The sequence below is a fragment of the Klenkia terrae genome, assembly GCF_900491935.1.
In the GTDB taxonomy this organism is placed as follows: Bacteria; Actinomycetota; Actinomycetes; order Mycobacteriales; family Geodermatophilaceae; genus Klenkia; species Klenkia terrae.
In genome coordinates this window covers 3762615-3775088 of sequence record NZ_UEXK01000004.1, presented here as the reverse complement: position 1 = coordinate 3775088, position 12474 = coordinate 3762615, and the positions used below count along the sequence as shown (strand labels likewise).

The 12474-nt window shown below is 75.3% G+C and carries 15 protein-coding genes; all 15 read left to right on the top strand.

Annotation, left to right across the window (positions count from 1 at the left end; all coding sequences use genetic code 11):
* Window positions 1–44: 44 nt before the first annotated feature.
* The 15 genes from LFA75_RS18840 to LFA75_RS18770 all read left to right on the top strand — a co-directional run bounded on the left by LFA75_RS18840 (window position 45) and on the right by LFA75_RS18770 (window position 12470).
* Window positions 45–1049, top strand: a complete 1005-nt coding sequence (locus LFA75_RS18840) for an SDR family oxidoreductase (RefSeq protein ID WP_225235127.1) — start codon at window positions 45–47, stop codon at window positions 1047–1049.
* A gap of 58 nt (window positions 1050–1107) precedes the next feature.
* On the top strand, window positions 1108–1422 hold the full coding sequence (locus LFA75_RS18835; protein WP_225235126.1) for an EthD family reductase: 315 nt from the start codon (window positions 1108–1110) through the stop codon (window positions 1420–1422).
* 65 nt (window positions 1423–1487) lie between these two features.
* Window positions 1488–2303, top strand: a complete 816-nt coding sequence (locus LFA75_RS18830) for a formate/nitrite transporter family protein (protein WP_225235125.1) — start codon at window positions 1488–1490, stop codon at window positions 2301–2303.
* A 4-nt stretch (window positions 2304–2307) separates the two neighbouring features.
* Complete coding sequence (locus LFA75_RS18825; RefSeq protein WP_225235124.1) at window positions 2308–3000, top strand: DUF6308 family protein; 693 nt, start codon at window positions 2308–2310, stop codon at window positions 2998–3000.
* Window positions 3001–3005: 5 nt separating this feature from the next.
* On the top strand, window positions 3006–3968 hold the full coding sequence (locus LFA75_RS18820; RefSeq protein ID WP_225235123.1) for an SDR family NAD(P)-dependent oxidoreductase: 963 nt from the start codon (window positions 3006–3008) through the stop codon (window positions 3966–3968).
* Between the two features lie 15 nt (window positions 3969–3983).
* A complete protein-coding gene (locus LFA75_RS18815) occupies window positions 3984–5015 on the top strand; it encodes a glutathione S-transferase family protein (RefSeq protein WP_225235122.1) in 1032 nt (343 codons plus the stop codon).
* A gap of 23 nt (window positions 5016–5038) precedes the next feature.
* Window positions 5039–6145: a WD40 repeat domain-containing protein gene (locus tag LFA75_RS18810; RefSeq protein ID WP_225235121.1), complete on the top strand. Its 1107-nt coding sequence runs from the start codon at window positions 5039–5041 to the stop codon at window positions 6143–6145.
* A 13-nt stretch (window positions 6146–6158) separates the two neighbouring features.
* The gene (locus LFA75_RS18805; protein ID WP_225235120.1) at window positions 6159–6941 is read left to right on the top strand and encodes an SDR family NAD(P)-dependent oxidoreductase; all 783 of its coding nucleotides are present in this window, start codon (window positions 6159–6161) and stop codon (window positions 6939–6941) included.
* A gap of 61 nt (window positions 6942–7002) precedes the next feature.
* Window positions 7003–7341, top strand: a complete 339-nt coding sequence (locus LFA75_RS18800) for an EthD family reductase (RefSeq protein ID WP_225235119.1) — start codon at window positions 7003–7005, stop codon at window positions 7339–7341.
* Window positions 7338–8072: an SDR family oxidoreductase gene (locus LFA75_RS18795; protein WP_225235118.1), complete on the top strand. Its 735-nt coding sequence runs from the start codon at window positions 7338–7340 to the stop codon at window positions 8070–8072. The genes LFA75_RS18800 and LFA75_RS18795 overlap by 4 nt, the downstream gene beginning before the upstream one ends.
* Before the next feature lie 67 nt (window positions 8073–8139).
* Entirely contained in the window at window positions 8140–8517 is a 378-nt protein-coding gene (locus LFA75_RS18790; RefSeq protein ID WP_225235117.1) for a Zn-ribbon domain-containing OB-fold protein, read from the top strand.
* A complete protein-coding gene (locus LFA75_RS18785; protein ID WP_225235116.1) occupies window positions 8514–9635 on the top strand; it encodes a thiolase family protein in 1122 nt (373 codons plus the stop codon). The genes LFA75_RS18790 and LFA75_RS18785 overlap by 4 nt, the downstream gene beginning before the upstream one ends.
* Complete coding sequence (locus tag LFA75_RS18780) at window positions 9632–10855, top strand: cytochrome P450 (protein WP_225235115.1); 1224 nt, start codon at window positions 9632–9634, stop codon at window positions 10853–10855. The genes LFA75_RS18785 and LFA75_RS18780 overlap by 4 nt, the downstream gene beginning before the upstream one ends.
* Entirely contained in the window at window positions 10852–11067 is a 216-nt protein-coding gene (locus LFA75_RS18775) for a ferredoxin (protein WP_225235114.1), read from the top strand. Before LFA75_RS18780 ends, LFA75_RS18775 begins: the two co-directional genes overlap by 4 nt.
* Window positions 11064–12470, top strand: coding sequence for a phenylacetate--CoA ligase family protein (locus tag LFA75_RS18770; protein WP_225235113.1), 1407 nt, complete (start codon window positions 11064–11066; stop codon window positions 12468–12470). The genes LFA75_RS18775 and LFA75_RS18770 overlap by 4 nt, the downstream gene beginning before the upstream one ends.
* Window positions 12471–12474: the final 4 nt, after the last annotated feature.

Sequence of the window (12474 nt, the reverse complement as noted above, 5' to 3'; positions counted from 1 at the left end):
GGGGTAGGTGACGAGCACCGTCCGCCTATCCCAGGAGTGCCCGCATGCCACGAACCGTCGTCGTCACCGGAGCGAGCGGGGGCATCGGACGGGCCACCGCGGTCGAGTTCGGCCGCCGCGGGGACAAGGTCGCTCTGCTGGCCCGGGGCGAGGTCGGCCTGGCCGCCGCCGCCGACGAGGTCCGGGCCGCCGGTGGGACGGCTCTGGTCGTGCCGGTGGACGTAGCCGACGCCGACGCCGTCGAGGCCGCGGCGAGCCGGGTCGAGGCCGAGCTCGGCGAGATCGACATCTGGGTCAACGTGGCGTTCACCGCCGCGTTCGCCCCGTTCCACGAGCTGACCCCGGCCGAGTACGCCCGGGTGACGCAGGTCAGCTACCTGGGCTTCGTGCACGGCACGATGGCTGCCCTGAAGCGCATGCGCCCGCGCGACCGGGGCGTCATCGTGCAGACCGGGTCGGCGCTGGGTCGCCGCGGCATCCCGCTGCAGAGCGCGTACTGCGGCGCCAAGCACGCGGTGAAGGGGTTCACCGAGTCGGTGCTCACCGAGCTCAAGGCCGAGGGCAGCAACGTGCACATCACCCGGGTCGACCTGCCCGGGGTCAACACCCCCCAGTTCAGCTGGGTGCTGAACAAGATGCCCAAGCGCCCGCAGCCGGTGGCGCCCATCTACGCCCCCGAGTTGATGGGCCGCGCGATGGTGCACGCCGCCGAGCACCCGCGCCGCCGGGCCTGGTGGATCGGCACCCCGACGGTCTACACCGTGCTCGGCGCCGAGGTCTGGCCCCAGTTCATGGACTGGTACCTCTCCCGCAGCGGCGTCGACGGCCAGCTGACCGACGTCGACGCCTCCGCCGACGACCCGGTCAACCTGTACGAGCCCGCCGACGGCGAGGGTGGCCGGGACTTCGGCGCCGAGGGCCGGTTCAGCGACCAGCAGTGGACCTGGGACGCCCAGATCTGGGCCAGCCAGTACCACGGCACGGTGGCCGCGGTCGCCGGTGCCGGGCTGCTCGCCGGTGCCTCCGCGCTGCTCCGCCGCCGCTCCTGACCCGTGGTCTGATGGGCGTCCCGGGCACCGACGCCCGGGACACCCCCGGAGGTAGCCCGTGACCCACCGCCTGCTCGTGACCTACGGCCAGCCCACCGACCCCGCCGCGTTCGACGCGCACTACCGCGACGTGCACGCCGGCCTGGCGCAGGCCATCCCCGGGCTGGTCCGGTTCTCCACCGGGCACGCCGAGTCCATGGACGGCTCGCCGTCCCCGGCCTACCTGGTCGCCGAGCTGGACTTCGAGTCCGCCGAGGCGATGGGCTCCGGGATGAGCTCGGAGGCCGGGCGGGCCGCCGGCGCCGACGTCGCCACCTTCGCCTCGGGCGGCGCCACGATGGTGCACTTCGAGGTCCAGGACGCCACCCCCTGAGCCAAGGGCGGGGCCGGACCCACCGGCCCCGCCCCCGCGAGCACGTCACCCACCGAGGAGCACCCATGAGCGACACCCGGGCAGACCTCGGTGAGCACGACGAGCCGGCCGAGGACCAGGTGGTCGACGCCTTCGACGCGATCGTCGCCGAGGGCAGCCAGCGGCTGCACCGCAGCTGGCGGGAGGTGCTGACCACCGGGCTGGCCGGCGGTCTGGAGGTCGGCACCGGGGTGCTCGCCCTGCTGGCCGTGTACGCGGAGACCGGCAGCCACCTGCTGGCCGGGATCGCGTTCAGCATCGGCCTGATCGCCCTGCTGCTGGCCCGCAGCGAGCTGTTCACCGAGGGCTTCCTGGTGCCGGTGACCGCGGTCGCGGCCAAGCGGGCCAGCGTCGCGCAGCTGGGCAAGCTGTGGGGCGGCACCCTGGTCGCCAACCTCGCCGGCGGCTGGCTGGTGATGTGGCTGGTGGTGCACGCCCTGCCCGACCTCGGCGCCACCGCCGTCGAGTCGGCCGTGCACTTCGTCGACGCCCCGCTGGACCTGCAGTCGATCTGCCTGGGGGTGCTGGCCGGCAGCGTGCTGACCCTGATGACCCGCATGCAGCACGGCACGGAGTCCGACCCGGCCAAGATCGTGGCCGCGGTCGCCGCCGGTTTCCTGCTGGCCGGGCTGCAGCTGTTCCACTCCATCCTGGACTCGCTGATCGTCTTCGCGGCGCTGATCAGCGGTGCCCCGTTCGGCTACGGCGACTGGCTGGCCTGGTTCTGGTACGTCGCGCTGGCCAACATGGCCGGCGGGCTGCTCGTGGTCACCGCGCTGCGGCTGGTCCGGAGCAAGGACCTCCTCGAGCAGGAGCGCGCCGAGGCCGAGTCGGAGGCCTGACCCGGTGCGCGCTCTCGTGCTGCCCAGCGCCGGCCCGGACCCGCTGCCGCCGGACGTCGCGCGGGCCGCGGTCCGCGGCTACCAGGGCGGACGACGTCCGCTGTGGTTCCGACCGCCGGGGACCCGCGAGGGACGGTGGGTCGAGCTGCCGGCGTTCGGCTGGGCCCGGTTCGACCGGGCGGCGGGCGGCAGCGACGACGCCGACCTGCTGGCCGCCGAGGGCCTGCACGGCCGCCTCGACCCCACCGCGCACGCCGCGGTCGCCGACGCGCTGGTCCGGGTGCGCCCGGTGGTGGACGCCGCGGTCGAGCGGGCCGCCGGGCGGGCGTTCGGGGAGCTGCCCGACGACGAGCTGTCGGTGCTGGGCGAGCCCGGCACCGTCGGCGCCGCCCTGCGGCAGGTGCAGCGCGAGCCGCACTTCCCGCACCTGTCCGCCGCGCTGCACCACCGGCACCCGGCCCTGGTCCCGCACGTCGACCGGGTCACCCGGCTGCAGCTCCTCCCGCACGTCGAGGAGGGCGACAGCGACCTGCACGCCGTCGTGCACCGCGAACTGCGGGCCAACGAGGCCGCCTTCGCCGAGCTGTCCGCGGAGTCCGGGCTGACCCCGCTCCGGCTGCACGACGTCCTGGTCTGGCTGTCGGGCAGCCTCCGGCTGACCCATGCGGTTGCCCTCGGCCGGCGAGGGGCACAGTGACGGTCATGCCCCTGATCACCACCTCGTTCGACGCCACCAGCACCGCCGCCGACGTCGTCGCCGGCCACGACCTCAGCGGCACCCGCGCGGTCGTCACCGGCGGCGGGTCCGGCATCGGGGTCGAGACCGTCCGCGCGCTGGCCTCGGCCGGCGCCGAGGTCACCATCGCCGTGCGCGACCCCGAGCAGGGGGCCCGCGCCGCCCAGGACGTCGCCGGCACCACCGGCAGCACCACGCTGCGGGTCGCCCGGCTGGACCTGCTGGACCTGGACTCGGCCGCGGCCTTCGTCGCCGACTGGGAGGGCCCGCTGGACCTGCTGGTCAACAACGCCGGCGTCATGGCCCTCCCCCAGCTCACCCTGACCGACCGCGGCTGGGAGACCCAGTTCGCCACCAACCACCTGGGCCACTTCGCGCTCACCACCGGGCTGCACGACGCGCTCGCCGCGGCCTCGGACGGCGCGCGCATCGTGTCGGTGTCCTCCACGGGCCACCTGCGCTCCCCCGTGCACTTCGACGACATCCACTTCGCGCAGCGCGAGTACGACGCCTGGCAGGCCTACGGCCAGTCCAAGACGGCGAACGTGCTGCTGGCGGTCGAGGCCACCCGCCGCTGGGCCGACGACGGCATCGTGGCCAACGCGCTCATGCCCGGCGGGATCATGACCAACCTGCAGCGGCACGTGTCCCAGGACGTCCTCGACGGCTGGGACAAGGCCCAGCGCGAGGGCACCGTCGTCTTCAAGACCACCGAGCAGGGTGCCGCGACCACGCTGGTCGCCGCCGTCGCCCCGGAGTTCGCCACCGGCGGGCACTACCTGGAGGACTGCGTCCAGGCGCCGACCGTCGCCGACGACGCGACCGGCGTGCGGGCCGGCGTGCGGGCCTACGCCCTGGACCCCGGCAACGCGCAGCGGCTCTGGGAGGTCAGCGAGGAGCACCTCGCCCAGCGGCCCGACGCCGACTGAGCGACGCTGACGACCGTGAGCAACGACAAGGGCTACGTCGAGCCCGGCAAGTCCTTCGAGCGGGACACCAACTACATCGAGGACCGCATCCTCGCCGACGGCTCCCAGGGCTGGCCGGTGGAGGCCGACCGGTACCGCCTGGTCGTCGCCCGCGCCTGCCCGTGGGCCAACCGCGCGACGATCGTGCGGCGGCTGCTGGGCCTGGAGTCCGCGTTCTCGATGGGCATCTGCGGCCCGACCCACGACAAGGACAGCTGGACCTTCGACCTGGACCCGGGCGGCCGGGACCCGGTGCTGGGCTACGAGCGGCTGCAGGAGGCGTTCTTCGCCCGCGACCCGGAGTACCCGCGCGGCATCACGGTGCCGGCGATGGTCGACCTGCCCACCAAGGCCGTGGTCACCAACGACTTCGCCCAGATGACGCTGGACTTCTCCACCGAGTGGACGGCGTTCCACCGCGACGGCGCGCCCGACCTCTACCCCGAGCACCTGCGGGACGAGATGGACGACGTCATGAAGCGGGTGTTCACCGAGATCAACAACGGGGTCTACCGCTGCGGCTTCGCCGGCTCGCAGGAGTCCTACGCCAGCGCCTACGACCGGCTGTTCACCGCGCTGGACTGGGTCAGCGAGCGGCTGGAGAGCCGCCGCTACCTGATGGGCGACACCATCACCGAGGCCGACGTCCGGCTGTTCACCACCCTGGCCCGCTTCGACGCGGTCTACCACGGCCACTTCAAGTGCAACCGGACCAAGCTGACCGAGATGCCGGTGCTGTGGGCCTACGCCCGGGACCTGTTCCAGACCCCCGGGTTCGGCGACACGACCGACTTCCCGCAGATCAAGCGGCACTACTACATCGTCCACGCGGACATCAACCCGACGCAGATCGTACCGGTCGGCCCGGACACCTCGGTCTGGCTGACCCCGCACCATCGCGAGGAGCTGGGCGGCTCGCCGTTCGGCGACGGCACCCCGCCCGGCCCGGTGGCCGCCGGCGAGGAGGTGCCGGAGTCCGAGGGCCCCGGCGGCTCCACGTCGTACTGAGGCCGGCCACGGTGGCCACCCGGGTGCGGCTCCTCCTGACCGTCGCGGCGCTGACCCTGGTGGCCGGCTGCACCTCCTTCGCCGACGCACCCGCCGGCACGGCCAGCTCGTCGGGCACGGCCACGACGACCCCCACGGCGACGAGCACCACCGCCGACGGTCCGCTCGCGGTCACCGACGAGGTCGACCTCGGGCGGTCGGCCGCCGACGTCACCGGTGCCCGCGTCGCGGCCGACCGGGACGGGTACGCCGTCCTGCTGCAGGGCGGGGCGGGCGGCACCGTCCTCACACCGGACGGCGCCACGGGCGTCACCGGCACGGTGCTCACCGACGTGGCCCTGGTCGACGGCGACCCCGTGGCCGCCGCGCTGACCGCCGGCGCCGTCGACCCCGACCCGGCGGTCGGCGTGCTGCTGGCCGCGGGCTCCACGGCCCTGCCGACGGATCTGGCGCCCGCGGTCGCCGCACCCCGGGGTCTGCCGGTGCTCGCCGCGACCGGCGGCGACCAGCTGTTCCTGCTCGCCGAGACCCCGGACGGCGTGGGCGCGCAGGTGCTCGCGGTGGACCCGGCGACCGCCGAGGTGCTCGCCACGACCGACCTGGACCTGGAGGTCGACGGCGCCACCGCGATCGAGCTGGTCGGCCTGGTCCCGGCCGGGGACGGCGGCGTGGTGGCCGGTCTGGGCGTCACCACCCCGGACGAGGACGTCGTCGCCCGGCTGGTCGAGCTCGACGCCGACCTGGAGCCCGTCGGCCGGGCCACCGGGCCGGAGGGGCGGCTGGTCGGGCTGACCGGCGACGACGGCACAGCCCGCGCGCTGGTCGAGGCGCCCGACGGCACCCTGCGGCTGTTCGGGCCGCAGGGCGGGCGCGAGCAGGGCGACCTCGGTGCCGGCAGCCGGGTGGCCGGGGTCGCGGCCTACACCTCGAGCGCGGGGACCGTCGTGGTCACCGCATTCCTGGACCAGCCGGCCCCCACGGTGGTCGTCACCGCGCCCGACGGGGACCCGACCACGCTGGAGCTGTGCGACGGGGACGGCGACGCGCTGGCCGTCGCCGCGGCGGGAGACGGCACCTTCCTGGTGGCCGGCACCTGCGACGGGGAGAGCCGGCTCTGGACCCTGGGCTGACACCATCCCGGGCATGACCGCCTCCCTGCCTGCGCTGTTCGACCTGACCGGCCGGACGGCGGTCGTCACGGGGGCGTCCTCCGGGCTCGGCACGACGTTCGCGGCCGCCCTGGCCGGGGCCGGGGCATCGGTCGTGGTGACCGGACGGCGGGCCGACCTGCTCGCGGACGTGGCCGACGGGCTCCGCGCGGCCGGCGCCGTCTGCGTCCCGGTGGTGGCCGACGTGCGGCTGCCGGCCGACTGCGCCCGCGTGGTGCAGGCCGCGCTCGACGAGACCGGCCGGGTCGACGTGCTGGTCAACAACGCCGGCACCGGCCACGGCGCCCGGGCGCTCACCGAGGACCCCGCCGCCTTCGAGGCGGTCCTGGCCACCAACCTGGCCGGTGCGCACCACATGGCCCAGGCCGTGGCCCGCGCGATGGTCGCCGCCGGGCACGGCGGGTCGGTCGTCAACGTGTCCTCCGCGCTCGCGCTGGCCGTCGGCGACGTGCCGCAGGCCGCCTACACGGCGTCCAAGGCGGGCCTGCTGGGCCTGACCCGTGACCTCGCGATGCAGTGGACCGCCCGGTACGGGATCCGGGTCAACGCGCTGGCCCCGGGCTTCTTCCCGTCCGGGATGACCGCGCCGCTGCTCGGGTCGGAGAAGGGCGCGGCCGGGGTGCTGGCCCGCACCCCCGTCGGCCGGGTTGGCCGGCCCGAGGAGCTCGTCGGCCCGCTGCTGCTGCTCGCCTCGGACGCCGGGTCGTACATGACCGGCGCGACGGTGGCCGTCGACGGCGGCTGGTCCATGCACTGACCCTTGCCCGACCGTCCGTTTGTTCATAGCCTCCTGTGATCCACCTCACCCAGGAGTGCCCGTGTACAAGCTCATCGCGATCTGGTCCGCCCCCCGCCCCGAGGACGCCGAGGCGTTCGAGGAGCACTACCGCACGGTGCACCTGCCCGCGGCCGCCCGGACCCCCGGGATGACCCGGCTGGTCGCCGTCCGCACCGACAGCGGGCTGGAGGGCGGGGAGTCCGCGTTCTGGCGCGTGGCCGAGCTGCACTTCGACACCAAGGCCGAGCTCGAGGCCGCCGAGCACTCCGACGCCTGGGGGGCGATGCGGGCCGACGCCGGCGGGATGATCGAGCGCTTCGGAGTCACGCTCACCGTGGGCATGGGCCAGGAGCAGGACGCCGAGCTGACGCCGGCATGACCGTCCTGGTGACCGGCGGGTCCTCCGGCATCGGTCGCGCGGTCGCCGAGCACTGGGGCTCGCTCGGGCACGACGTCGTCGTCAACTTCCACTCCGACGACGCCGCGGCCGCCGAGACCGCCCGGCTGGTGACCGCCGCCGGCGGCACCCCGCACCTGGTCAAGGCCGACGTCGGCACCGCCGACGGGGTGGCCTCGATCGCCGACGCCGTCCGCGGCCTGACCGACTCCCTCGACCTCTACGTGCACTGCGCCGCCCTGGCGGTCACCGGCAGGGCGCTGGAGATCGACCCGGTCCAGCTCGCCCGGGCCATCGCGGTGAACGGCACGTCGCTGGTCCCGCTGACCCAGAGCCTGCTGCCGGTCCTGCAGCGCGGGTCGAGCCTGGTCTACGTCAGCAGCCGGGGAGCCCGGTCCTATGTGCCGAGCTACGTCGCCCTGGGCCCGACCAAGTCCCTCGGCGAGGCCCTCGTCCGCTACCTGGCCGTCGAGCTCGCCCCGCGCGGGGTCCGCGCCAACACCGTCGCCGCCGGCCCGCTGGACACCCCCGCGTTCCGCACGATGTTCGGCGACCTGGCGCAGACCCGGCTGGACGCGGCGGCCGCCGCCAACCCCAGCGGGCGGGGCCTGACGGTGGCCGACGTGGTCGGCGCGGTCGCGTGGGTGGCCTCGCCGGCGGCGTCGATGGTGCAGGGCCAGACCGTGATGGTGGACGGCGGCCTGTCGCTCTGATGCCGCCCTGGACAGCAAACGGCCGTTTGCCTACGGTGTGGGGCATGCCACACGGGACGCAGCCCTCGTGACCGCCCCGACCACCGGCCCCGGGACCGACCCGCGCCCGCAGGTCGTCGGCACCGACGACGGCCCCGCCGTGGCGGGCGTCCGCTGCACCGCCTGCGGGCACCCGTCGGCCTTCCCCCGGCCGCGCTGCCCGGCCTGCCGCGGCCCCGTCGTCCCCGCGCTGTTCGGGCCCACCGGGCGGGTCTGGAGCTCCACCGTCGTGCGCATCCCGGTGCCCGGCCGCACCCCGCCGTACGCCCTGGCCTACGTGGACCTGGACGACGGGCCGCGGGTGCTGGCCGGCGCCGAGGGCGACGCGGCGCTGGCGATGGACACCCCGGTGCGGCTGCTGCCCGCCGACCCGGCCGGCGACGTCCGCGTGGCGGTGGTCCGGTGACCGTCGCCGTCCACGGGGTGGGCACCTCGCACTTCGGCCGCCAGCCGGGCCGGACCCTCACCGACCTGGCCTGGGACGCCGTCCGGGAGGCCCTGGCCGACGCCGGGACCGAGGACGTCGACGCGGTCTGGGTGGGCACCGTGTTCGGCGCCCCCGGCGTCGCGCAGCGCGTGCTGCATGCCCTGGGCATCACCGACGTGCCCGTGGTGACGGTGGAGAACGCCTGCGCCAGCGGGACGACGGCGTTCCTCGAGGCGCACGAGTCGGTGCGCACCGGGCGGTACCGGCGGGTGCTGGCGCTGGGCCTGGAGCAGATGAGCACCGCCTTCGACGGCGCCATCACCCCGGAGCCCACCGACGCCGAGGGCCTGTCCGGCCTGGCCATGCCGGCGCTCTACGCGATGGCCGCCCACCGCTACCTGGAGACCGGTGCCGCCACGCTCGAGCAGCTCGCCGCGGTGTCGGTGAAGAACCACGCGGTCGCCGAGCACAACGACCGCGCCCAGTACGCCGGTCGGTACACCGTGGAGCAGGTGCTGGCCTCGCGGATGATCGCCGACCCGCTGACCCTGCTGCAGTGCTGCCCCACCTCCGACGGGGCCGCCGCGGCCGTGCTGGCACCGGCCGACGGCTCCCCCGACGAGGTCCTCGTCCGCGGGCTGGGGTTCCGGTCGGGGTCGCTGTGGGACCACCGCTCCGCGCACGTGTGGGGCTACGACCTGGTGGCCGCCACTGCGGCCGACGCCTTCGCGCAGGCCGGGACCGGGCCCGACGACGTCGACGTGTTCGAGGTGCACGACGCCTTCACCGTCGGCGAGGTCGCCACCACCGAGGCGCTGGGCATCGTCCCGCCCGGGGACGGCGGGGCGGCCGCGGCCGCGGGGGTGACCGCGGTCGGCGGCGCGCGGCCGGTGAACCCCTCGGGCGGGCTGCTCTCCCGCGGTCACCCGCTGGGCGCCACCGGCCTGGCCCAGGTGGCCGAGGTGGTGTGGCAGCTGCGCGGGCGGGCCGGCGGGCGCCAGGTCGAGGGGGCCCGGACCGGGCTGGTCGAGACGATGGGCGGCGGCGTCAGCGGCATCGACGGCAACGGCTGCGTCGTGGCGGTGCTGGCCCGGTGACCGCCGTCGAGCTCGACCTGTTCAGCCCGGCCGCCGTGGCCGACCCGTACGCGGTGTTCGACCACCTGCGCGACACCGACCCGGTGCACTGGAGCCCGCGGTACCGGTCCTGGATCGTCACCCGCCACGCCGACGTGTCCGCCGCGCTGCGCGACGCGCGGTTCTCCTCCGACCGGATCAGCCCCTTCGTCGACGCCAAGCTGTCCGGGCCCGACGCCGACCCGGCCCTGCGGCAGACCTTCGCCGTGCTGGCCGACTGGATGGTCTTCAAGGACCCGCCCGACCACACCCGGCTGCGCCGGCTGCTGCGCACCGCGTTCACCCCGCGCTCGGTGGCCGCGCTCGAGCCACGGGTCCGGGCGCTGTCCGACGAGCTGCTCGACGCCGTCGCCGGTGCGGGCCGGGCCGACCTCGTCGGCTCCTACGCCTACCCGCTCACCGCGGCGGTGATCGCCGAGATGCTCGGGGTGCCCGCCGCCGACCGCGACCTGTTCAAGGGCTGGTCGGACTCCATCTCCGCGTTGGTCTTCGCCGGCCTGGGCACCCCCGAGCGGTACGAGCGCGCCGCCGACGGGATGCTCGAGCTGCGCGACTACCTCGGCGACCTGGCCGAGCGGGCCACCCGCGACCCCGGCGACGACCTGGTGTCCGCCCTCGTGCAGGCCCGGGACGACGACGACAGCCTCAGCCACGACGAGGTCATCTCCACCGGCGTGCTGCTGCTGTTCGCCGGGCACGAGACGACCACCAACCTGATCGGCAACGGCCTGCTGGCCCTGCTGCAGCACCCCGACCAGCGGGCGCTGCTGGAGTCCGGCGAGGTCGGCATCGGTCCCGCGATCGAGGAGTTCCTCCGCTACGACGGCCCGGCCAAGACCGTCGTCCGGCAGATGGCCGTCGACGTGGAGCTGGGCGGGCAGGTGCTGCGGGCCGGGCAACGGGTCTTCCTCTGCCCGCCCAGCGCCAACCGCGACCCGGCGGTCTTCGCCCGTCCCGGCGAGCTGGACCTGACCCGCCGGGAGAACCCGCACGTGGGGTTCGGCTTCGGCCTGCACTACTGCCTCGGCGCCCCGCTGGCCCGGCTGGAGGCCGGGGTGGCCATCCCGGCCGTGCTGGACCGGCTGCCGGGCCTGGAGCTCGACCCCGCGGCCGAGCTGTCCTGGGCACCGGTGCTGCTCAGCCGCGGCCTGACCGGGCTGCCGGTCCGGTGGCGGTCGTGACCGCCCGGGTCGACCGGTCCCGCTGCGTCGGGTCGGGCACCTGCACCCAGATCGCCCCGGACCTCTTCGTGCTGGAGGACGGCACGGCGCGCGTGCTGGCCCCCGGCGAGCCCGGGTCCCGGGCGGTCCGGGACGACGACCGCACCGCCGCCGACGTCGAGGAAGCAGTCGAGTCCTGCCCGGTGCAGGCCATCGAGGGAGGACCCGCATGACGACGACAGCCCCCCGGGCCCGCACCCGCCGGTCGACCGCCGAGCGGCTGGCCGGTCACCGGCCGTTCTGGGACGAGGAGCGGGAGACGATGCCGCCCCGGCAGCGCGACGCCGTCGTCCTCGCCCGGGTGCAGCACCAGCTGCAGCGGGTCTACGCCGAGCTGCCGTTCTACCGGCGGCACTACGACGCGCACGGCTTCCACCCCGACCAGGTCCGGTCGCTGGAGGACTTCACCACCCTCGTGCCGGTGATCACCAAGAAGGACCTCGTGGCCGACCAGGCCGCGCACCCGCCGTTCGGCAGCTACCTGGGGGTCGACCGCGACCAGGTGGCCCGGGTGCACGGCTCGTCGGGCACCAGCGGGGTGCCGACGATGTACGGCGTCTCGCACCGGGACTGGGCCCGCTGCGGCCAGGCCATGGCGATGGGCCTGTGGTGCGCGGGCTTCCGGCCCGGCGACATGGTGCAGGTGACCTTTCCGTTCACCATGTTCTTCGGCGGCTGGGGCAACGTGCAGGCCCTGGAGCTGCTGGGCGCCGGGTGCTTCCCCACCGGCTCGATGGTCGCCACGGAGCGGCAGATCGAGTTCCTGCACGCCCTCGACGTCGACGCGGTCATCGCGACGCCGTCCTACCTCGCGCACCTGGCGCACCGGGCGGAGGAGCTCGGCACGCCGGTGCGCGACACCCGGGTGGAGCTGGCGCTGGTCGGTGGCGAGCCCGGCGGCAGCATCCCCGCCGTCCGGTCCCGGCTGCGCGAGCAGTGGGGCGACCTGGCCGTCGTCGACGGGGCGGCCGGCTCGACGTCGGAGATGTACCCGTTCCTGACCAACATCGGCTGCCTGCAGGAGCCCGGCGGCGGGGTGCACCTGTTCCAGGACGAGAACTACACCGAGGTCGTGGACCGCGACGACCCCAACGTGCCGGTCACCGTGGGGCTCCCCGGCGCGGTCGTGGCCACCCACCTCTGGCGGGAGTCGCAGCCGATGATCCGGTTCTGGACCGGCGACGAGGGCCTGCTGGACGACGCCCCGTGCCGGTGCGGCCGCACGTACCCGCGGCTCCCCCGGGGCGTCTTCGGCCGGATCGACGACATGCTGGTGATCCGGGGGGCCAACGTCTACCCCTCCGCCGTCGAGGCGGCGGTCCGGGACACCCCGGGCGCCGGCGCCGAGTTCCGGATCGTGGTCGACCGGCCGCGGGACCTGGACGAGGTGCTGGTGCTCGTCGAGCGCGGCGCGGGCCGCAGCCCGGCCGACGACCCCGCCCTGCAGGAGGCCCTGGAGGCCCGGGTCAAGCGGGCGGTCAACGTCCGCATCCCGGTGCAGGTGGTCGCCGCCGGGTCGCAGGAGGCGCAGACGTTCAAGGCCCGCCGGGTGGTCGACAACCGCCCCCGCCCCTGAGGCG

Coding starts and splice junctions, on each gene's coding strand:
- LFA75_RS18795 (WP_225235118.1), top strand. CDS start 7,338: ATGACCGTCCTGGTGACCGGCGGGTCCTCCGGCATCGGTCGCGCGGTC.
- LFA75_RS18820 (WP_225235123.1), top strand. CDS start 3,006: ATGCCCCTGATCACCACCTCGTTCGACGCCACCAGCACCGCCGCCGAC.
- LFA75_RS18830 (WP_225235125.1), top strand. CDS start 1,488: ATGAGCGACACCCGGGCAGACCTCGGTGAGCACGACGAGCCGGCCGAG.
- LFA75_RS18805 (WP_225235120.1), top strand. CDS start 6,159: ATGACCGCCTCCCTGCCTGCGCTGTTCGACCTGACCGGCCGGACGGCG.
- LFA75_RS18840 (WP_225235127.1), top strand. CDS start 45: ATGCCACGAACCGTCGTCGTCACCGGAGCGAGCGGGGGCATCGGACGG.
- LFA75_RS18770 (WP_225235113.1), top strand. CDS start 11,064: ATGACGACGACAGCCCCCCGGGCCCGCACCCGCCGGTCGACCGCCGAG.